The following is a 21,652-nucleotide window of genomic DNA, read 5'->3' as shown; positions in this document are numbered from 1 at the left end:
CAATACAAAAACAATTATAAAAATTGAGAATGATCATGACGTCGAAACTGTTTAAACCTCTGTGCTGTGTATTTGCACTGAGCCTTGTGGGCTGTGGTGGAGGTGAGGTGTTTACTGCCCCTGCTAGTAGTGAATTTGCCCATGGTAATGAGTTACTAAGTGCCACGGCGCTTAGTGAGGATGCGAGTCACGCGTTAGTGGCAACCCAATCTGAGGTGTGCATTTGGGATAATCAGTTAAAAGCGCGTCTATACGATTGTATAACAGGCCAGGGCGCTGAACATGTTGAGCTTGTGGGCTTTAGCGCTAATAAATCCCGTTTTTTCATTTCAAATCGATTATCGGTGACTTTATACGATACTCGCACTGGGCGTAGTATTGGTACTTGGCTTACCGGGCAAGAAATCGCTAGAGACATCGCTATTTCAGCCGTAGGCGATACGTTGGTTATCGCTTATCGTAGCGGCAAGGCTGAGGTAATAAATACCCGTACAGGTGATACTAAGCGTTTTGATATTCATCGTTTAGATATTAATAGCGTGGCGTTATCGGCTGATGGTCAGTGGGCGTTTACCGGTTCAAGCGACAAGTACGTAAAGCTTTGGTCAACGAGTGATGGTAGCACTCGCTTTGAAGAGCGTTTAGCGACTAGAGTGAATCACGTTACTTTAAATAAAACAGCAAGCTTGGGCTTTGCAATTGACTCGGTTGATGATCGTGTATTTTTTGATTTAGCCAATAAAAAAGAGTTATCAGAAGTGGCCTCATACTCTAACTTTATTGAATTCACCGCATCGCAATTTGTTAATCAAGATAAATGGCTATTAACGGGCTCACCAAAAATGAAGATGCGTTTATATCGCGTTGCAGATGGTGAATTAATCGCTGAATACGAAGCTAAACAACAGCGCCAACGTACGTCGGTTCTGAGTGTGGCTTACGATGGTAAGCAACTATATTCAGAAACCAGTGATGGCCTATTGCAAGCTTGGCCTTATAAAGCAAATAAAAGCTAAAACAAAAACGCCTACTCTGAGTAGGCGTTTGTTTTTGAGTACGATTAAATTAGTAATCAAACTTATGCTTGGTAAACAAGCTTTGCACTTGCTGCCAAACTGCACCAGGCTTACCATCGCCAACTAACTTGCCATTTACTTTTACAACTGGGCCAACTTCTTTAGTGGCGCTGGTGATCCATACTTCGTCGGCATCAAGTAACTCATCTTTACTAATAATGCGCTCTTGCACGTTAAAGTCACTGTAACTGTGAAGAATATTGAGGATTAACCAGCGGGTGATCCCCGGTAAAATTTGGTTATCAAGTGGTGGCGTACTGATCACACCATCTTTAACAATAAACACGTTACTTGAACTAGCTTCGGTAATTTCTTCTAAGCGGTTAAATAGAATGGTTTCTTTGTTACCGGCTGCTGCGCCATGTTGATAATGGATCACATTGCCAAGCAGAGCCGTTGATTTAATATGGCAACGTTGCCAGCGACGGTCTTGCTCAAGCGATACAGTGTAAGTTGTTGCATTGTCGATATCGCCTTTTGGCTCTGCCGGAATTTCAAAAGCAAACGCGAATACGGTCGGGGTAATATTAGTTGGGTAACCGTGGGCACGTTTAGTGTCGGCGCCACGGCTAACGTGCAAATAAATCCCTAGGTTATCACCTTGGTTTTTCTCGCATAAATCATTACAGATTTTACGCCATGTATCGGCACTGTAATCGAGCTTAATTTCAAGTTCGTTTAAACCGTTATTCATACGCTCAATATGTGCGCCAAAGCCAAGCATTTTGCCTTGGTATGATGGGATCACTTCATAGATGCCATCGCCAAATAAGAAGCCGCGATCCATTGGTGAAATCTTTGCTTCATCAGCGCCAAGGTATTCACCGTTTAGGTATACCGTTCCCATTGTTAAACCTCATTCTCTGTCGAAAAGCCGCCAAGTTGGCGAAGCCGAGTTATTAATTGTTGACCATGCATTGCATGCAGGCCGTCTTCGGTGAGCTCATTTTTATGGGTGACGCCATCGACACTACCGCGCTCACTTAGGTAATGTAAAATGTTGAGTGGCTCAATATCAGCCAGCAAATCAGTGTTATGCCAGCGACTTAAAAAGGCAATGAGCCCGTATGCTGCCCAGTTAGATACATCGGCGAGTAACAGCTCATCACAGGTTGTTAAACAAGGAGTGATGTTTAGCGCTTGCATATGCTGTGCAAGGTTACCCATGCCTATTTCGTTACCGCCATCACCAATCGCTATGGTGGGGCAAGGTGCTTCTGTTACAAAAAAATCAAAGCAGCCGCAATGCTCAGAAATATCAATACCGCGCATATTATAATAACGCTGATGCTCGTTAAGCCCTGGGCGTTCTATTGATAAAACACAATCAGGTTTTAGCTGCGCAAGGGCTTTAATGCTAAAAGTGTGTGCATTATCAATGCTATTAATTGGCAGTTCAAAACAATTAAAGTCATTTTTTAGAGCACTGTAAAGGGGGTTGCCAGTAACCAAAATGGGCTGTTTACCAAGCTTCTCGAGTACCTTGTAAAGTGCAATTGCACCAACCGGACCATCAGTCTCGAAAGTATTGTTAACCGCAAAGCCAGTACCTATCAACACAGTGCCTTGTGCTTTATAAAGGTATTTTGCTGCGCGTAAATACGTACCCGTTAGTTGTTTTGCGTATAAATGCTGCATTCCACGCGGGTTTTGTTCAACCATCAAGGTTTCAATGTGTTGGCTGAGCGCTGCGTCGCTTAGACTTGCTGACATAGTGCTTTGATCTCTTGAATGAGCGCAATACCTGCTTCATTATCGCCATGAACACATAGACTATCGGCATTAAGTGCCAGTTGCTGACCACTTCGCGTTGTAACTGTGCCATGTGCAATTAACTGTTTTACCTGGTCCATTAACGCCGGTTTGTCGTGTACGCTGCCCGCTAAAGAACGTGCAACAAGTTTACCTTCGTCTGTGTATTGGCGGTCGGCAAACGCTTCTAAAATGAGTTCTAGTTCAAGCTCTTTTGCTTGTACTTTGTGTTTGGCTGCTTGGTTGGTAGCTAAAATCATCAACTTTAATGGCTTTGCATAACTTGCCACTGCGCGCATAACAATATTCAGCGTTTGTTCGTCACTCATCATATCGTTATACAATGCGCCATGTGGCTTAACGTATTCAAGCGTTAAACCATGTACTGCAGCCATACCATCAATTGCAGCAATTTGATAATGCAGGCAATTGGTCAGCTCTTTTTCGCTCATAGCCATTGAGCGGCGACCAAAGCCTTGCTTATCTGGGTAACTTGGATGTGCGCCAACCATTACTTTGTGCTGCTTGGCGAGGGTTAGGGTGTTTGCCATCACATCGGCATCGCCAGCATGAAAGCCACAAGCAATATTTGCCATATCAATATGTGGCATAACTTGCTCGTCTAAGCCCATTTTCCACATGCCAAAGCTTTCGCCAAGGTCACAGTTTAGTTTCATCGTCATTTATAACGCTGCCATTTTACTATTTGGAATATCGGTGATCAGCATATGCCCTGGGCTATGCGTGATGCAAAAATCAGGTGCCGCGTTGGCAATTGCAACTTGTGGAGTCACACCACAGGCCCAAAATACGGGCACTTCGCCTTCTTTAATGGTCACCGCATCACCAAACTCAGGTTTGTTGATATCTTTAATGCCAATTGCAGCAGGGTCGCCAAAATGCACAGGCGCACCATGTACACTTGGAAAACGGCTGCAAATTTGGATTGCGCGAATGGCATCGGCAGGTTTCATTGGGCGCATGCTTACAACCATATTGGCGTGAAAAATCCCTGCACTTTGGCAAGCCGTATTGGTCACATACATAGGCACATTTTTTTGTTCGCTGATGTTTCTGATCTCAAGACCCGCGGCAATCAGCGCTTCTTCAAATGAGAACGAGCAACCAATTAAAAAGGTGACTAAATCGTCGCGCCAATGATTCGTAATATCGGTAACCTCTTCAACCATTTGGCCTTGTTTAAAGACGCGGTAACGGGGTAAGTCGCTACGAATATCAATGTCTTCACCAACAGTTGGCATATCTGTAACGCCCGGTATACGGCTAGTTGCAATGATTGGGCAAGCTTTAGGGTTTGCTTGGCTAAACTGCAAAAAATCAAACGCGTATTGTTTAGGTAAAATCACTAAATTAGCTTGCACAAAGCCCGGAGCAAAGCCCGATGTATTGCCAGTGTAGTCACCCTCGCGTACCATTTTACGAATAGCCGCTGGAGTGGTTAAAGATGCATTTTTTTGCATGTGACTCTCCTTGAAATTAACACTTGCCCATTGTTGCTACAATAACACTCAGTTCAGGTCATTAATAGTAACGGGCAGCTGCCCTTTAGCAGGGGCTTTCCCTAGTAAAACGTTTGCCAGCGCTGTAAAAGCAGGGCCAGCAATCTTTTCATCTGTATCTACATCTATATTGTAAGCATAGGTGGCAAGTACAGCATCGCCAAATTTTCCAAATTGGGCAATATCGTAAGGGGCTCGTAAGCTGACAAATACGGTCTTTTTATGGGCTAATTTTGCTTGTTTTAACAATGATTCTAATGCCGCTGATTGATCGGATTTAGCAATTGCAAACTCAGGGTTATCAGCTAAATCATCCATCCCGCCGACTTCAACAGCACTTTGTTTTGGTGACGCATTAGCGGCAATGATTATGTCGGCTTCGTTAATTTCTTTTAATGTTGCAAGCGGCTCATAGCCTTGCAAACTTGTGCAGCTAAAGCTGATTAGCTTATCGGTGTTATCAATTAACGCCTGCTGCAAAGCATAGCACTTGCGGGTATCAGGCATAATAATATGCACTTTGCTGCCCGATTTAATGTTAAGCGGTAGGGTGTTTTTCTCGTTTTTCACCTCGGTGATAGCAGCTAATGCTAATTCGGCTTCTACTTTTCTATGGCTTTGATCACCGAGTAAAAGCTGCGCTTTTTTGATGGCTGCTTCGTCATCAAGTGAAGAGGTAAGTTTAAACTTTTCTTTAAGTTTTAAAATGCGTGTTGCAGAAGCACTCATTTCGTTGGCATTTAACGTGCCACATTGTACTTCTTGCTCTAATCGCTCAATCAGAGCCTCAAGTACTGCTAAGTCTTTAGGGCTTCTGATTTCGATTGGCATCAGGGCAATATCAACACCCGCTGCAAAGGTATTTACTACCGCTTCAATTGGTTCAAAAAAGTGGCTGATCCCCGCCATATCGAGGGCATCTGTGATCACCACACCTTGATAACCGAGTTCATCACGTAATAAGTCGGTGATGATTTTGCGCGACATCGTTGCAGGTTTGATCATGGTTTTGCCTTCTTTACTAACAAACGTGCTGTCGTCGAGGGCAGGGTATTGGATATGGGCCGTCATGATCATACCCGGTTGTTGGTTTTTAATAATTTCTTTAAAAGGGGGGAGATCTTGCTGCCAAATGGTTTCTTTATCATGCATTACTTTTGGCAGGCCTGTGTGGCTATCTACATTGGTATCGCCATGCCCCGGAAAGTGCTTTAACGATGAAATAACGCCGTTGTTTTCAAACCCTGCCACTTGGGCACCGCCCAGTTTTGCAACCAATTGTGGATCTTCACCGTAAGAACGCACGTTAATAACCGGGTTATCCGGGTTCATGTTTACATCGACCGTGGGGGCATAGTTAACATTAACACCCAGTGCCAATAGCTCGTCGGCAATAATGCGTGCAGATTCAGTTGCGAAGTGGGTACCATGTTCTTTATAGGTTGCGCCAATCGACATGTTACCGGTAAACGACGTTCCTACATCACGAGGAATACGGGCAACTCGGCCACCTTCTTGGTCTATCGAAATAAACAGCGGTAAGCCTAACTCTGACTTAGCAGCGGCTTTTTGTAGGTCATTATTAAGTTTGATCACTTGCGGCACGGTATCGATATTTTCTGCAAATAAAATCACCCCGCCAATATTATGTTTAGTGATGATATTTGCTAAATCGGCCGGCAGCTCTGTCACCGGTGTACGACATTTTTGCTCACCTGGGTCTTGCTCGCAGTAATAACGTAGGTCAAGCATGAGCTTTTGCCCTAACTGTTGTTTTAAAGTTAATGCAGACTCAGCAAATGATGATTGTAATGGCATGAAACATCCTAATCCGATAACCAGTGACGATAGTGCAAACTTATTTAACACAGCAAGCTCCAAAGCAAAACGCTTATTTAGTTTTTAGAATAAATTATTCTTGATGTTAATGGGTTTTTAAATATAAATACAGTATTTTTTTGCTACCCTAGCGGTTTTTGAGTCCGACTGCAAAAAGCTAAGTTAGATCACCAAATAGGGCTAATGGGCTTAAATAACCAAACCTTTATACTGATGAAAAGCGTGGCAAGTTGATAATTTATCAATTTAATGGGTCGCTTTTTAGTACAATTTAAAGTAATAATATATTCCATAATCATCAGCGTAAATATGACAAGCCTGGGGGCGAGATGGCTTTAACTCGATTACACGCATTTAAACAGCAAATTAAACCTTTTTTACCAGAGTCAGCATTAATAGAAGATTACTCGCGCCGTTATGCGTACGGAACAGACGCCAGCTTTTATCGATTAATCCCTGAGTTAATTGTATTAGTGAGCAATCAAAATCAAGCAAGGCAAGTGATCATTGCTGCCAACGAGCAACACGTACCCATCACATTTCGCGCCGCCGGAACGAGTTTGTCTGGGCAAGCAATTACCGATTCGGTATTGGTTTTGTTGTGCGATAGTTGGAGCAAGTTTGAAATCCTTGATGACGCCGAGGCAATACGGTTACAACCGGCTATTATTGGTGCTCGAGTAAATCAAGTATTAGCCCCATTTGGTAAAAAAATTGGCCCTGATCCCGCTTCAATTAATAGCTGCAAAATAGCGGGGATGGCGGCAAATAATTCATCGGGCATGTGTTGTGGGGTAGCGCAAAACAGCTACCATACAGTAAAAGATATGACCCTCATTTTTGCCGATGGCACAGTGCTTAATACGGCTGATAGCCAAAGCTGTAATGCCTTTTTGCAAAGTCATAGCCCTTGGGTTGATGAGCTAATGAGCCTGATTGATAGCGTAAAGCAAAACCCCGATTTGAGTGAGCGTATCGCCCATAAATACCGTTTAAAAAATACCACGGGCTATGGTTTAAATGCACTGCTGGATTTTTCTGATCCAATCGAAATCATTAAGCACCTCATTATTGGCTCTGAGGGTACGTTAGCTTTTATCGCCGATATCACCTACCACACCGTGGTTGAGCATAAGTACAAACACACAGGTTTCTTTATTTTTGACGATATCAGCAAGGTGTGTGAGCTGGTACAAAGGCTTAGTGAGCTTGATGTTGCGGCCGTTGAACTACTCGATGAACGTGCTCTGATGTCGGTGTCTGAACACGCTATAATGCCAAAAGAGGTGGCTAGCTACCCTGAGCAATCAGCGGCACTGCTAATTGAGTTAAGAGCTGAAAATGCTCAGGCTCTCGATGCGCTCACAAAGGTCACCGAGCAACTTCTTGCTGAGTTTAAGCAAAGTCAACTGGCAGCGATTGAGTTTTCAGCAGACAGCGCCCGTAATGCGGCACTTTGGAATATCCGTAAGGGCACCTTTCCTGCGGTTGGCGCGGTGCGCGAAACTGGCACTACTGTGATAATTGAAGATGTTGCCTTTGCCCTTGATAAATTAGCTGATGGCGTGAATGCGCTGCATCAATTATTTATTAAATATGGTTATGATGAAGCCATTATTTTTGGGCATGCCCTTGCCGGAAATCTGCACTTTGTATTCACCCAAGCTTTTGATACACCAGAACAAGTAAGCCGATACGAGCAATTTATGGCTGATGTGGCGAACTTAGTGGGGGTTGAACTAAAAGGGTCATTAAAAGCTGAGCATGGTACAGGGCGGAATATGGCGCCGTTTGTTGCCACCGAATGGGGAGACGATGGCTTTGCGGTGATGGTTGCGCTTAAAGCATTATTCGATAAACAAAATATTCTTAACCCTGGGGTTATTATTAATCACGACAAAAATGCTCACACTCAGCATTTAAAAGTCATGCCAAAAAGTGATGATATTATCGATACCTGTATTGAATGTGGCTTTTGCGAAGTTGTTTGCCCATCAAAAGGGCTTACCTTAACACCGAGGCAGCGTATTACTTTATGGCGACACCGCACAGAGCTGCACAATCAATTACTTACAACCGAAGATGTAGCAAGCAAACAGAAGTTAAATCAAAAGCTCAGTGTTATTGAGGCTGACTTTAAATACCTTGGTATTGATTCGTGCGCGGCAACGGGTCTTTGTGGTCTTAAATGCCCAGTGGGGATAAACACGGGCGAATTTATAAAATCACTCAGAGCAGAACAAGTCTCATCAAACAAGGTTTCGCGGTCATTATCACGCTTTGCTAGCAAGCATTTTGCGGTTGTTGCTACAGGGGCACGGTTTGGTTTAACCGTGATGCAGGTGCTTGAAAATGCAATCGGCAGCAGTAACCTTAGAAGCCTGAGTAAACCTGCTAATAAGTTGCTTGGTATACCGCTGTATTACTCGGCGTGGCCAAGGGCTGAGCAGCCAATTAATAGAAAACTTCACCAATCCCAACAAGCGAAAAAATTGGTGTATATGCCAAGCTGCGCAAGCCGAATTTTTGCGGCCGATAAACTTGCTGATGATAAGCGCCCACTGCTTGATGTTATCTATTCACTCGCTGCCAAAGCAGGCTATGAAGTGCTACTTCCGCAACAAGCCGATTCACTTTGCTGCGGTATGCCATTTGCTAGTAAAGGCTTTAATAAAGAGTCTAAAAATAAAAGTGAGCAGTTACTTACTGAGCTTGAGGCGCTTTCAAATAATGGCCAATATCCCATCGTTTTTGATGCCAGCCCTTGTGCCCTTACTACTCTAAATGCCGCGCAAAATACGGCACTCACAATTTATGAAAGTGCTGATTTTGCTGCCCAGCATTTACTGCCTAATTTACAAGTAACGCCAGTGAATGAGCCGGTAATGCTCCATATTACCTGTAGCTCAAAGCGATTAGGTAAAGAGCAAAGCCTAGTATCACTTGCCAAGGCATGTAGTAACGAGGTGATTATTCCAGCTGATATTGAGTGCTGTGGTTTTGCCGGTGATAAGGGTTTTAACTTGCCAGCGCTCAATGGCAACGCGTTAAAAACCCTTAAACAACAAGTACCAAAAAACTGTAGTCGTGGCGTGTCTAATAGCCGTAGTTGCGAAATTGGTTTAACTGAACACAGTGGCATTAGTTATCAGTCTATTTTGTATCTACTCGATAAGCAAAGCCATGCAATATAACAGGGCTTAATTGCTAATTTGATGAGCCAGTTGCTGACTGGCTCATCTATTTTTAAAGCTTACACTTTCCAAAAAATGCCTTTGCGGTAGCAGCTGTACATCACCCCATAAGACACCACTAAAAACAGCAGTGAAAAGCTAAAAGAAGCGAGGTAATCATTGCTGAACACTAATTGTATTAGGCCATAAATATAGCCTTTTAAACTGCTATCGCCGAGCGGGATCATAATTAATAGCCGTGCAAACACGCCTGCGAACATAAAAAATAATATTGCATTCGCACCAAATACAATAAACGGAGCGCCCCAGCTGCGCAGCTTATAAATATCTAAAATAGCACTGCACAGTGCATAGAAAATCGCTGCCAGCCCTGAGCTGAGCAACACATAGCTCGGCGTCCATAAGGCTTTATTGATAGGCGTTAATGGCGAAATAGCATAGCCGACAAGAACAGCTAAAGTGCCCAGAAAAATAAGTGTACGGGCTTGTTTTTTAAGGTCGGTTTGCTTAGTTAAATAAACCGCAGCCAAGATACCGCTAAGCGCACTTGCAATGGCTGGCAGTGTTGAGAACAGCCCTTCAGGGTCAAATGGCAGTGGCTTAGCATTGGCATAATACAGGTGATGACTACCAAGTACGGTATTGTCTATGAAGGCACTTAAGTTATTGCCATGTAACCACAAGCCACTGACTACCTCGCCGTTTGGCAAGGTATAGGGGATATAAAGCATGGCGGCGCCATAAAACAATAAAAGAGCGATGCAAGTAATGGCTATTTTCTTAGGCGATAAATAGAGATAACAACACAGAGCGACTAAATACACCAAACCGATACGTTGCAGCACGCCCAACACGCGCAGCTGCAATAGCTTGTCATTAAGCCAACTAAAAGAAGGGTCTCGAAAGTTGTAATAAAACAAGGCTAAAAACCAACCGAGGGCAATGAGTTTAATGGTGCGAATAACCCCCGCTTTTAGTATTTGTTGATCACTGACCCCTTTAGTACGCAAGCTATTTACTGAAAGCGTGATAGACATGCCGACAATAAAAATAAAAAACGGAAAAATTAAATCGGTAGGCGTCCAACCATGCCACTGTGCATGTTTCAAAGGCCAATACATCGCTCCCCAACTACCCGGGTTATTCACTAATATCATGGCAGTAATAGTCAAGCCCCGCATTACATCTAACGCCATGAGGCGATGTGAAGGGAGTTTGTTGATGATTTCAGCACAGTGTTGACGCATAGGAAAACTTTATTGTTGTTTTGTTTTTACAGTGTAATAAATTATTACACTAGAGCAAGCTGCTTTTTAAACAATATAAATCCTATTTGTTAGCTGTTCTTTTAACAGTACTAAGCTTTATAGTTTATTAAATTCAACATGTTAAATAACGAGGGTTGTTGGTAAGTGGTTTTGATGCCGTTCATGTTTAACGAGTGCTTGGTAGCTGAAGTTATTAAACAGAGTTACTTTAATTAATTAGAGTAATTGCACTCATTTGTTTGCGCTAAATCAAATTATGACAAAAGTTTTATAGAGGTACACAGAACATCTTGCTAGTATAAAGGTATTAGATATTCCCAATATGGACTTTGGGCCTGTATGTGAGAAGTATCGTGCTTAATAGTCTTAGTCGTGGTTTAAATCTACGCCGCTTAATTTTAGTGTTAGCGTTTTCAGCAACGCTTATAACCTTTCTAAATAGTTATTACTCGAGCTACCAAGTTCAAAAGCAACAACTAATAGATAAAACCCTTAATAATCATAAAGCATACGCCGCTAAGTTGGTGTCAGCGACCGATAATTTTTTACTTAATGCTCAGCAACAGCTTGCTTATGTTGGAAAAATTCTTGAAGACGATTTTAATAATCAAGGCTTAATTAATGCTGAGGCAGACCGACTAAGGCTACAAACTAATAGTTTTAATTCGACCATTATTGTTAATGCGCAGGGTGATATTCTAGGGGTTTCTCCAAAGTCATTGAAGCTACAAAACCGTAAAGTAGATAGCTTTGGCACTAAAGCCGCTTTATCGTATCGCACCCCAATGATCAGCGAGCCGTATATTTCGATGGCGAGCAATTTACTGATCTTTATATCGCAGCCTTTATTCGACAAACAAAGTAATTTTATTGGTTATGTAGGCGGCACCTTATACTTAAAACGTACCAGTATTTTAAATGAACTGCTGCAAGTTCATTACTATCAAGACGGTTCTTATTTGTATGTGGTTGATGAAAATCATCGCTTACTGTACCACCCAGATAAAAGCCGTATTGGTGAGCAAGTGTTTGATAACAAAGTAATTGAAGAGGTACTAAAAGGAAACGCCGGCACACAGCTTGTTACCAACAGCAAAGGCGTTGAGATGCTTGCAGGCTACGCACCTATGACGGTCGCTTCTTGGGGGGTCGTCACTCAGCGCCCACTCGAAAACACACTTGCTCCGCTTGATAATTTAATGTGGCAAGTGTTTGTAAAAACTGCCCCAATTGGTTTGCTGACATTTATATTCATTTGGGTATTAGCACGTTTAATTGCTCAGCCTTTGAGGCAGTTAGCCGAAACTGCAAATACTTTAGATCGCCCTTCAACGTCACTTGAGCTGACACAAATTCGCTCATGGTATTTTGAAAGTAATGAGCTCAGAAAAGCCATGCTAAAAGGGGTAGGGCTATTACAAAGTAAAATAGGGCTATTGCGCCAAGAAGCGCAGACTGATCCCCTCACTTGCCTGCATAATCGCCGTAGCCTCGATATGCAAATTAGCCATTTGATAGCTCAGCGCTGTCCTTTTGCCGTATTGGCTATCGATATCGATCATTTTAAACGGGTGAACGATGAGTTTGGTCATGACATTGGTGATGTGGTACTGCAGTCGTTGGCTAAAATTTTGTTAGATGTCACTCGCGATAGTGATGTAGTTGCTCGTACAGGCGGTGAAGAATTCATTGTGATCATGCCAAAAGTTGAAGCAAAACGTGCGTATCAACTGGCTGAGCGTTTGCGTATGCGGGTGTCAGAAAGCTACATAGACCCCGTTGGCTGCATTAATGTATCGATTGGTATTTCAGGCTGGCCAATTGAGCAATTAAACATTGATGAAGTATTTAAGCTTGCTGATCAGGCTTTATATCAAGCTAAAAAAACAGGGCGTAACCGCTCAGTTGTCGATGCCACATATAGCCAAGATCTTGCTCCAGTTTCTGAGCTTTCAATCTTGGAATAAGTTATTTAATGTGCAATAGTGGATGCTATTAAGTTATTTATGGAAAATCAAAATGGCATTCACTTTGTTGGCTCGTTTAACTAAATCTACTTCTCTGTTAGGTATTGCGCTTATGAGTGCAAGTGCTGCTTGTGCAAACCCTAGCGATGATAAACGTAGCGAATTTGTGGATGTAGGTGCTTTGCTACCTAATGCCGTGTTAGATATCCGTTATTTTGGTCATCATAACTTTGTTGGCAAACCAGTTGATGGTTACAACGCACCTAAATGTTTATTGCACAACAGTGCTGCTAAGGCTCTTAAAAATGTGCAAATAGCAGCGCAAATCCAAGGTCTGAGCTTAAAAATATTTGATTGTTATCGTCCGCAGCGCGCCGTTGATCACTTTGTGCGTTGGGTTAACGATTTAGAAGATACCCGCACTAAAGCTGAGTTTTATCCAAACTTAGGCAAAGACAAGCTGCTTGGTGATTACATCGCCGCTAAATCGGGTCACAGCCGTGGTTCAACGATTGATTTAACCTTAGTAGATGCGAAAGGTAAAGAGCTCGACATGGGCTCACCGTTTGATATGTTCGACACTCTTTCTAATACCGAGGACCCGCGCATTAGTGCAGAGCAAAAAGCCAATCGATACAAATTAAAAAGCCTGATGACAGAGGCCGGTTTTGCTCCTTATTCAATGGAATGGTGGCATTTTACCTACCAACCGCAAGCATATCCCGCCACCTATTTTGATTTTGTGGTGGAGTAGGTAAGTTAGCGAGTTACGAGGGGAAAGAGTAAAGTTAGCGAGGTTCGAGGTAGCAGCGATTTTACATCGCGTCCTAGAACCTAGAACCTAGGGTCTAGAACCAAGCGCATGATGACGCGGGATAAACCCGCTGCTACAAGTAGGCGTGAAACTTGTTTCGCGCGTCTGACGGCTGATAGCTGAAGGCTGACAGCTCCTTCTAGAGCCTAGCGCATGATGACGCGGGATAAACCCGCTGCTACAAGTAGGCGTGAAACTTGTTTCGCGCGTCTGACGGCTGATAGCTCAAGGCTGACAGCTCCTTCTAGAACCTAGCGTATGATGACGCGGGATAAACCCGCTGCTACAAGTAGGCGTGAAACTTGTTTCGCGCGTCTGACGGCTGATAGCTGAAGGCTGACAGCTTCTTCTAGAACCTAGCGCATGATGACGCGGGATAAACCCGCTGCTACAAGTAGGGGGGAAACTTGTTTCGCGCGTCTGACGCCTGATAGCTGAAGGCTGACAGCTTCTCTACTACATCACCTCTTTTATCGGCGAATAATCAACTTTAATTTCAACAACATCGACATTGGCATTTTGTTTAAAAGCGTTTTGCACTTTTAATAAATCAGTGTCTTTTTCTGCAAGGTAGCGGTAGCTTTTGTTGGTCATTTTTTTCAGCGTATATTGGCTGCTAAGCGCTACTGGTAAGCTGTTTTCTTTTAGCGTTAAGTAAATTGCACCCGTTGCGATGCCGCGCTCTTGCATTGCATGATTAAAGACTTCTGTGCCCTTGGTTAAAGTAGGTGCATCAAAGGTAATTTTTTCGCCATTATTACTAAAAGCGTTCGTCGATTTTTGCTTGTTGATTTCGACAGCTTTTTTAACATCTTTAACTGAAACTTGTTCTTTTTGTGAACTGGTTGTTGGCTGCTGTGTTGTGTTTTGCTCGCTTATTTCATTTTTTTGACAGCCTGATACTAGTACTAATGCTAGTGTAAGTGCTTGTATCTTAATTGTTTGGTTCATTATGTTCCTGCTTGTTTGTTACTTTTGTTTACAATTAATTCTGTTTTTTGATTGCCATATTGGGTACATTGGCCGCGGTTATGATTGTTAACCGAAAATAAAAATATAACAATAGGGAACGTAAGGAATGTCTCAATTTAAAGTAACAGCAGTTGCTACCATGGTAACGGCTATCTTGGCATCATCTCAAGTACAGGCAAGTGAACAAACTCGCTTTTATAATGCTTCAAGCGTTAGCTCTCAAGTACAATTTAATCCTCAAGTATCTCAGCAACGTGCATTAGCTGAGCGTCGCACTGTATCGGGTCACAAATCTATTTTCGATGCGCAATTAGGTAAAGCTACTTTCCTATGGAATGCAGTAGGTCAAGCTAAGCCTGATATGGCAATGGTGCTTCCTGAGCAACGTAGCGCTTACGCTGCAGATTTTTATTTAAATGCCTTAACAGGTGTTAGCACAGCTAAAAAAGGTGTATCAAGCGCTGTATTAGCAGATTTATCTGAGCAAAAGCTTGGTTCAATTACAGCTAAATACAAGCAAAAAGTTCATGACATTGAAGTATTCAACCGTGAATACAACCTGATCATGGATAAAGAATATAACCTAGTTGCTGGTTCTGGTTATTTCGCTAACACAAGTTCAAATGCAACGCAGTCGTTCGCGCCACTTGCTGAGTTTGTTGGTGCTGAGCAAAGCATTAAACGTGCGATTAAAGAACTTGCTGACATCAATGTGTCGTTAACTAAATCAACTGAGCAAGGTGACTATGTTAAGTACACTGTGTCTAACCAAAGTGGTGACAAAGTTGTATTAGGTCAGCCTCGTGCTAAGAAAGTATTCTTTGAAGTAGCGGGTGAGCTGCAGTCTGCATACTATGTTGAAGTAGAAGTTGCTGACAAAAACAGCCTAGAAAGCGATTACTTCAGCTACGTTATTGGCGCGCAAAACAGCAAAGTTTATTTCAAGAAAGACTTAAAAGCACACGCGGCAGACTTTAACTACCGTGTATGGGCTGACGAAGATGGTTACCCGTGGGAAGGTCCACACGGTGACGTGATCCCAGCTGATAGTCCAGATCAAATTGATGAAACTGAAATCCTAGATGCACCACTTGTAAGCCTGTCTTACTACAAAAAACTAAGCACGATGGATCCGTGGCTTGCTGATGACGCTACAACAACATCAGGTAACAACGTATTTGCTTATGCTGATGTAATTGCACCTCAAGGTTACACAGAAGGTGACTTCACTGCTGAAACTACATCAGATTACACATTCGATTACCCTTACCAAGTTGATCAAGTAGCAAACAGCTACGACAACCGTAAAGCGGCAATTGTTAACTTGTTCTACATGAATAACTTCTTACACGATTTCTTCTATGACCATGGCTTTGACGAAACATCAAATGTTGCTCAAGTATCTAACTACGGCCGTGGTGGTGTAGAAGGCGACCCAATCGAAGCACAAGCGCAAGATAATAGCGGTTTAAATAACGCTAATATGGCAACACCTGCTGACGGTGCAAGCCCACGCATGCAAATGTACTTATACAACTCGAAAGATGCGAAAGTGGGTGTAGACTTTGGTGTGGTTGTAACATCAGATGAAACAATTGGTCTACTTGAGTCTTCTAAAGTATCTGGCTTTGGTCAAATGCAATTTGCTGATATCGCAGGCGAAGTTGTTCGTTTAGTTGATAGCAATGATGTAGATTCTGGTAGCGTAACAGACGGTTGTGAACCTGCAACAAATGCAGCTGAACTGGCTGGTAAAATTGCGCTAGTCGATCGTGGTTCTTGTAACTTCACAGCAAAAGTACTACACGCTCAAGAAGCGGGTGCAATTGGTGCAATCGTTGTAAACAACAACCCAGATACAGATGAACCAGCGCCAATGGGCGGTGAAGACGATGCAGTTATCATTCCTAACATGGGTCTGAACTATGCTGACGGTCACGCACTTTACGATGGTATCGCTGCAGGCGACACTGTTACTGTTAATATGTTCAACAAAGCAACGTTAAAAGACGGTACGCTAGATAACGGTATTATTGCTCACGAATGGGGTCACTATATCAGTAACCGTTTAGTGGGTAACTCATCAGGTCTTATCAACTTCCAAGGCCGTGCGATGGGCGAAGGTTGGGGTGATTTCCACTCATTGATGTTCATTGCTAAAGCTGATGATATTAACATCCCAGGTAACGACAAGTTCCAAAAAGCCTACGGTAGCGGTACATTCGTAGAAGATTTCTACTATGGTATTCGTCGTGTTCCATATTCAACCAATATGGAAGTAAACCCGCTGTCTTTCCGCCACATTACTGAAAATGAAGGTGCTGATGTAGGTATTGCTCCAACTAATGTTGGTTCACCACACGCAGCAGGTGAAATTTGGGCAACTATGCTTTGGGAAAGCTATGTAGCACTTATCAACGAGCACGGCTTTGAAGAAGCTCAAAACCGTATGGCTAACTACTTAGTTGCTGGTTACAAGCTAACTCCAGTTGCTCCGCTATACACAGAAGCACGTGATGCTATCTTGGCTGCTGCGTACGCAGTTGACCCAGAAGATTACAAACTAATCTTAGGTGCATTTGCTAAGCGTGGTATGGGCTTAGGTGCTAAAGCGCCAGAGCGTTTCAGCGAAGATTTAACAGGTGTTGTTGAATCAGACAAAATGAAACTTGCTAGCTTCACATTCAAAGATGTGGCAATGGATCCAAACTACAATGGTGCAGAACTAGGTTATTGTTCAAACGATAACGTGCTAGACAAAGGTGAAACAGGCACGTTAACAGTTAGCATCATGAACACAGGTAGTGAAGTACTAACTGGTACTCAAGCACAGTTAACGGTTGTTAGTGGTCACGATGTAACGTTCGAAAATGATGGTTTAATCACTTTTGACGATACAACTCCTTACGCTTCACAAACAAGCGCACCTATCACGTTTACACTAAATGATGCAGGCACTGCTGATACACTTGAAATCGAAGTGTCATTCCCAGAGCTTTCTGCAGATGACGAGATTGTTGAAGCAGCAAGCGATACAGTATCTTACCTTGTGAACATGGACTTTGAAGATAAAGCACCAGTTAGCTCACAAACTGCTGACGATATGGAAGTAGCAGGCGCTTCATTACGTGACTGGAAAGAAAACGTAATGACAGGTGATGACTTAGCTGTTGGCACACAAAGCATGGCAACTGGCGGTAATGTTAACTTCTTCAACAGCTTTGGCTTCGGTCTTGGCGAGCAAACCATGTACCTAAACAACAATGACTTCCAGTCAGATGTTGCGGTTGAATCAAGAGAGTTTGATATCGGTTTTGCTGGTGATTTTGAAGTTTCATTCTGGCACTTCTACCTAATCGAAAACGAATGGGATGGTGGTGTTGTAGAGATCAGCGTGAACGGTGGTAACTGGGTAGATGTTACTGAAATGGGCGGTACATTTGATGTTGGTTACGATGGCCCACTAATCGAAAACGATGCGCAAGCGCTACAAGATCGCGATACCTTCACAGGTAACAATGTTGATGGTAACGGTGTTTATGGTAACTACGAAACAATTCGTTTCGGTACTGAACTAAACGGTAACCGTGCAAAATTACGTTTCCGTATGTCATCAGACAGTGCAGTACGTGAGTTCGGTTGGTGGATTGATAACGTAACTGTTAGCAATGTAACGTCACCAATCTTCTCAAACGTAATTGCTGGTGATGCATTAGCATGTGATAACGCACTACCATTACTTTCTGTATCGGGTGATGAGTCTGTTTCTGAGTCTGCTTCAGGCACGTTAACGGCAACAGCGTCAGACCGTAACAGTGATGACACGCTAAGCTACACCTGGACGCAACTAAGCGGCACAACAGCAACACTTACAGGTGCTGACACTGCAACTCTAGGCTTCACGCCAGGTGCTATCTCAAGCGATGACGAGTTAGTATTTGAAGTAACAGTAAGCGATGGTACAGACTCTGTATCAGAGCAGTTCACTGTTGCCGTAACTAACGAAGCTGAGCCAGTAGAAGAGAAGAAAGTAACTAAATCTAGCAACGGTAGCTTTGGTTTCTTAACACTACTACTTGCACCACTAGCGCTTATCGGCCGTCGCCGTAAACGTAAATAAGACTTTTAAATAGTGATAACAAAGCCCTTACAGCTCGCTGTAAGGGCTTTTTTGTTTTTAAGTTAGCGAGAGTAAAGTTAGCGAGAGTAAGTTAGCGAGAGTAAAGTTAGCGAGAGTAAAGTTAGCGAGAGTAAAGTTAGCGAGAGTAAAGTTAGCGAGAGTAAAGTTAGCGAGAGTAAAGTTAGCGAGAGTAAAGTTAGCGAGGGGAAAGTTAGCTAGGGGAAAGTTCGCGAGGGGAAAGTTAGCTAGGGGAAAGTTAGCTAGGGGAAAGTTAGCGAGGGGAAAGTTCGCGAGGGGAAAGTTCGCGAGAGTAAAGTTAGCGAGAGTAAAGTTAGCGAGAGTAAAGTTAGCGAGAGTAAAGTTAGCGAGTTTCGAAATGTGAGGTAGCAGCGATTCTACATCGCGTCCTAGCGCCTAGAGCCTAGAACCTAACACCTAGAGCCTTTTTGTAGGCGTGAAACTTGTTTCGCGCGTCTGACCGCTGATAGCTGACAGCTCCTTTTACTATCGTAGTGGGGTTATAAACACTCGACAACCCCACATTTCTGACTTACAGCTTAGAGCTTAAAGCTCAAGGTAAGCTATTGAACCGTTGCTTTTAGGCCGCGGCGTTTTAATAGCGCTGACGTGTCTGGCTCTTGACCACGGAATGCTTTGTACGATTCCATTAGGTCACGCGAGTTACCGACTTCTAAAATTTCTTTGCGGTATTTATCACCCATTTGGCGAGTTAAACCACCTTGCTCTTGAACATAAGCAAAGGCGTCTGCCGCTAAGATTTCACTCCACATGTAAGCATAGTAACCCGCTGAGTAACCGCCGCCCATTGAGTGTGAGAAGAACGCAGATTTATAGCGAGGTGGTACAAATGGTACATCAACACCATGTTTTGCAAGCGCTTGTTGCTCAAACTTTTCAATGTCTTGTAATGGTGCATCAGCAGAAAGTGAATGCCATTCCATATCAAGTAATGCAGCTGCAACGTATTCTAGAGTATCAAAACCTTGGTTGAAGCTACGTGATTGAATTACTTTTTTCAGTAGCTCATCAGGAATTGGCTCGCCAGTTTTATGGTGTTTTGCATAGTTAGCGATAACTTCAGGGTACATTGCCCAATCTTCTTCAAAAGTTGATGGGAACTCAACGAAGTCACGTGATACTGAGGTGCCAGATAGAGTCGGGTACTTCACGTTTGAGAACATGCCGTGTAAGCCATGACCCAGCTCGTGGAAAATCGTTGTCGCTTCATCATAGCTGATAAGCGTAGGTTCGCCATTCGCGCCTTTTTGAATGTTCATAACGTTTACGACAACTGGCTTTTGTTCTTTAAGGCCAGATTGTTTAACGAATGAGCTCATCCATGCACCGCCACGCTTACCTTCACGAGCAAAGTAGTCAGCAAAGAAAATGGCTAAGCTCTTTCCATTTTCATCAAATAACTCATAGGCTTTTACATCAGGGTGGTAAACCGGAATATCGTTACGTGGTTTAAAGGTGATGCCGTATAAACGGTTCATAGTGAAGAATACGCCGTCTTCTAAAACGCGGTTGAACTCGAAATATTCTTTCACAGCATTTTCGTCAAGGTTGTATTTATCTTTACGCACTTGCTCTGCGTAGAATAACCAATCCCATGGCTGCAATTTAAATTGTTCACCTGATTCATCAATTTTAGCTTGAATAGCCGCCGCTTCAGCGTTGACGTTCTGCATTAATGCAGGGATCATACTCGCAAACATATCAAATACAGCTTGTGGTTTTTTCGCCATTTGTGACTCTAAACCAAAATCAGCCCAGCTGTCGTAACCTAATAGTTTCGCTTTTTGAGCACGTAACTGAGCAAGTTCTGCCACGATATCACGGTTACTATTTTCGCCCGATAATGCACGCTCAGCCGATGCACGCCATACTTTTTCACGTAAATCACGGTTTTTCAGTGTTGCCAGAATAGGCTGACGCGTGGTGTTTGTGATCTTAATTAGGTATTTGCCTGGATGGCCAGCCTCTGCTGCGGCATTGGCAAGCTGCTCAATTTGACCTGCTGGTAAGCCCTCAAGCTCTGATTTGTCATCCACTAAAACAACATTTGTTTTAGTCAGCGCTAATAAGTTTTGTGAAAACTGAGTTGTTAAGCTTGAGTGCTTCGTATTGATATCACGAATTTGTTGTTTTTGCTCTGCACTTAATTTTGCCCCAGCACGCACAAAACGTTTGTAGTAAACGTCTAATAAACGCTTTTCTTCAGCAGTTAAGGCAAGGCTGTCAGCTTCGCTGTGAATAGCCGCTACTTTCTCAAAGAGTGCTTTATTTAAGAAAATATTGTCGTTATGAGCAGCTAGTTTTGGCGCTAATTCTTTTTGTAATTCACGACGTGCCGGGTTTGAATCCGTACCCGCTAAGTTATAAAAAATACTGCGTGTGCGTGTTAATAGCTCACCACTTTTCTCAAGCGCAACAATTGTATTGGCAAAATCAGGCTTTGCTGGATTGTTGATAATAGCTTGCACTTCAGCCATTTGCTCAGACATGCCTTTATTAAATGCCGGCATGAAATGTTCATCTTTAATCGCACTGAAATCAGGCGTTTCGTATTGTAATACGCTTTTCACAAACAGTGGGTTAGCTTGCTCTTTTGCAGCAACAGGTGCTGATTGCTCTGATTTAGGCGTTGATGTTGTTGTTTGCGGTTCTGAACAGGCTGTGAGTAACAGCGCAGAACTGATCGCGGTTGCGATTAGGTGTTTCATAGTTTTTCTCTTGTCATTTTTAAAATTAAATTGTGTCGATATAACCTTGCACATACGTTTTATAAGCTCTTGATTTGCATAGCGGTTAAAACGGATTACAAAAAGATGCTAAAAAAGCACTTATATGAGGCAGGTATCACCATGTGATCAATGAGCCCAGCATACTGTGTCTTATTACAATTGACCTCATACGTTGCGATAAGGTGATTATTGGCTGCGATAAGCCGTTAAAATTCTCTAAGATCGGAAAGCCACTTATAACTTTACAGCTTAAATAGCCCGACCCAATTGATCTTTTTGACTCATAACAGTGTCCAAATAAGAACTTTGTGGTATGTTATATTGTAACAATTTATTCTGCAATCAATCTTGCCATGGAGTGC

The 21,652-nt window shown here is 42.9% G+C and carries 14 protein-coding genes; 5 read left to right on the top strand and 9 right to left on the bottom strand.

Annotation, left to right across the window (positions count from 1 at the left end; translation table 11 throughout):
* The first annotated feature begins 35 nt into the window (after positions 1-35).
* Positions 36-1,016: a WD40 repeat domain-containing protein gene (locus tag AADY36_RS18130; RefSeq protein WP_342409419.1), complete on the top strand. Its 981-nt coding sequence runs from the start codon at positions 36-38 to the stop codon at positions 1,014-1,016.
* 49 nt (positions 1,017-1,065) lie between these two features.
* On the opposite strand, the gene AADY36_RS18125 is transcribed toward AADY36_RS18130, so the two are convergent.
* Genes AADY36_RS18125 through AADY36_RS18105 form a run of 5 tightly spaced genes read right to left on the bottom strand, consistent with a single transcriptional unit; the run spans position 1,066 to position 6,166 of the window.
* Positions 1,066-1,923, bottom strand: a complete 858-nt coding sequence (locus tag AADY36_RS18125) for an aminotransferase class IV (protein ID WP_055199349.1) — start codon at positions 1,921-1,923, stop codon at positions 1,066-1,068.
* 2 nt (positions 1,924-1,925) lie between these two features.
* The gene (locus AADY36_RS18120) at positions 1,926-2,789 is read right to left on the bottom strand and encodes a glutamate cyclase domain-containing protein (protein WP_342409418.1); all 864 of its coding nucleotides are present in this window, start codon (positions 2,787-2,789) and stop codon (positions 1,926-1,928) included.
* Positions 2,774-3,505 (bottom strand): 5-oxoprolinase subunit PxpA, encoded by a 732-nt coding sequence (locus AADY36_RS18115; RefSeq protein WP_055199353.1) that lies wholly within the window; start codon positions 3,503-3,505, stop codon positions 2,774-2,776. The genes AADY36_RS18120 and AADY36_RS18115 overlap by 16 nt, the downstream gene beginning before the upstream one ends.
* 6 nt (positions 3,506-3,511) lie before the next feature.
* Positions 3,512-4,309 carry a putative hydro-lyase gene (locus tag AADY36_RS18110; protein ID WP_287204460.1) on the bottom strand — a complete coding sequence of 266 codons (798 nt, stop codon included), beginning with the start codon at positions 4,307-4,309 and terminating at the stop codon, positions 3,512-3,514.
* 48 nt (positions 4,310-4,357) lie between these two features.
* A complete protein-coding gene (locus AADY36_RS18105; RefSeq protein ID WP_342409417.1) occupies positions 4,358-6,166 on the bottom strand; it encodes a glycoside hydrolase family 3 protein in 1,809 nt (602 codons plus the stop codon).
* A 350-nt stretch (positions 6,167-6,516) separates the two neighbouring features.
* Here AADY36_RS18105 and AADY36_RS18100 point away from each other — a divergent pair, with 350 nt between their 5' ends.
* A complete protein-coding gene (locus tag AADY36_RS18100; RefSeq protein ID WP_342409416.1) occupies positions 6,517-9,381 on the top strand; it encodes an FAD-binding and (Fe-S)-binding domain-containing protein in 2,865 nt (954 codons plus the stop codon).
* 59 nt (positions 9,382-9,440) lie between these two features.
* Here the strand turns inward: AADY36_RS18100 and AADY36_RS18095 are convergent, their stop codons facing one another.
* Positions 9,441-10,628, bottom strand: a complete 1,188-nt coding sequence (locus tag AADY36_RS18095) for an acyltransferase family protein (protein ID WP_342409415.1) — start codon at positions 10,626-10,628, stop codon at positions 9,441-9,443.
* 374 nt (positions 10,629-11,002) lie between these two features.
* Between AADY36_RS18095 and AADY36_RS18090 the strand changes: the two genes are divergently transcribed.
* Both AADY36_RS18090 and AADY36_RS18085 read left to right on the top strand, forming a co-directional pair.
* Positions 11,003-12,616, top strand: coding sequence for a sensor domain-containing diguanylate cyclase (locus AADY36_RS18090; protein WP_342409414.1), 1,614 nt, complete (start codon positions 11,003-11,005; stop codon positions 12,614-12,616).
* A gap of 52 nt (positions 12,617-12,668) precedes the next feature.
* Positions 12,669-13,370 (top strand): M15 family metallopeptidase, encoded by a 702-nt coding sequence (locus AADY36_RS18085; protein WP_342409413.1) that lies wholly within the window; start codon positions 12,669-12,671, stop codon positions 13,368-13,370.
* Positions 13,371-13,886: 516 nt separating this feature from the next.
* On the opposite strand, the gene AADY36_RS18080 is transcribed toward AADY36_RS18085, so the two are convergent.
* On the bottom strand, positions 13,887-14,381 hold the full coding sequence (locus AADY36_RS18080; RefSeq protein WP_342409412.1) for a hypothetical protein: 495 nt from the start codon (positions 14,379-14,381) through the stop codon (positions 13,887-13,889).
* Between the two features lie 127 nt (positions 14,382-14,508).
* Here AADY36_RS18080 and AADY36_RS18075 point away from each other — a divergent pair, with 127 nt between their 5' ends.
* The gene (locus AADY36_RS18075) at positions 14,509-18,522 is read left to right on the top strand and encodes a rhombosortase-dependent M36 family metallopeptidase (protein ID WP_342409411.1); all 4,014 of its coding nucleotides are present in this window, start codon (positions 14,509-14,511) and stop codon (positions 18,520-18,522) included.
* Positions 18,523-18,579: 57 nt separating this feature from the next.
* On the opposite strand, the gene AADY36_RS20880 is transcribed toward AADY36_RS18075, so the two are convergent.
* Together AADY36_RS20880 and AADY36_RS18070 are read right to left on the bottom strand one after the other, a co-directional pair.
* Positions 18,580-18,900: a pentapeptide repeat-containing protein gene (locus tag AADY36_RS20880; protein ID WP_446728749.1), complete on the bottom strand. Its 321-nt coding sequence runs from the start codon at positions 18,898-18,900 to the stop codon at positions 18,580-18,582.
* A 203-nt stretch (positions 18,901-19,103) separates the two neighbouring features.
* Complete coding sequence (locus tag AADY36_RS18070) at positions 19,104-21,269, bottom strand: M3 family metallopeptidase (protein WP_055021775.1); 2,166 nt, start codon at positions 21,267-21,269, stop codon at positions 19,104-19,106.
* Positions 21,270-21,652 lie beyond the last annotated feature (383 nt).

The sequence above is a fragment of the Pseudoalteromonas sp. D15MCD-2 genome, from assembly GCF_038562745.1.
Lineage (GTDB): Bacteria > Pseudomonadota > Gammaproteobacteria > Enterobacterales > Alteromonadaceae > Pseudoalteromonas.
This window is presented reverse-complemented; position numbering and strand designations above follow the sequence as displayed.

Excerpts from the sequence above, each read along its gene's own strand:
- AADY36_RS18130 (WP_342409419.1), top strand. The coding sequence starts at position 36 with ATGACGTCGAAACTGTTTAAACCTCTGTGCTGTGTATTTGCACTGAGC.
- AADY36_RS18125 (WP_055199349.1), bottom strand. The coding sequence starts at position 1,923 with ATGGGAACGGTATACCTAAACGGTGAATACCTTGGCGCTGATGAAGCA.
- AADY36_RS18120 (WP_342409418.1), bottom strand. The coding sequence starts at position 2,789 with ATGTCAGCAAGTCTAAGCGACGCAGCGCTCAGCCAACACATTGAAACC.
- AADY36_RS18115 (WP_055199353.1), bottom strand. The coding sequence starts at position 3,505 with ATGAAACTAAACTGTGACCTTGGCGAAAGCTTTGGCATGTGGAAAATG.
- AADY36_RS18110 (WP_287204460.1), bottom strand. The coding sequence starts at position 4,309 with ATGCAAAAAAATGCATCTTTAACCACTCCAGCGGCTATTCGTAAAATG.
- AADY36_RS18105 (WP_342409417.1), bottom strand. The coding sequence starts at position 6,166 with ATGCCATTACAATCATCATTTGCTGAGTCTGCATTAACTTTAAAACAA.
- AADY36_RS18100 (WP_342409416.1), top strand. The coding sequence starts at position 6,517 with ATGGCTTTAACTCGATTACACGCATTTAAACAGCAAATTAAACCTTTT.
- AADY36_RS18095 (WP_342409415.1), bottom strand. The coding sequence starts at position 10,628 with ATGCGTCAACACTGTGCTGAAATCATCAACAAACTCCCTTCACATCGC.
- AADY36_RS18085 (WP_342409413.1), top strand. The coding sequence starts at position 12,669 with ATGGCATTCACTTTGTTGGCTCGTTTAACTAAATCTACTTCTCTGTTA.
- AADY36_RS18080 (WP_342409412.1), bottom strand. The coding sequence starts at position 14,381 with ATGAACCAAACAATTAAGATACAAGCACTTACACTAGCATTAGTACTA.
- AADY36_RS18075 (WP_342409411.1), top strand. The coding sequence starts at position 14,509 with ATGTCTCAATTTAAAGTAACAGCAGTTGCTACCATGGTAACGGCTATC.
- AADY36_RS18070 (WP_055021775.1), bottom strand. The coding sequence starts at position 21,269 with ATGAAACACCTAATCGCAACCGCGATCAGTTCTGCGCTGTTACTCACA.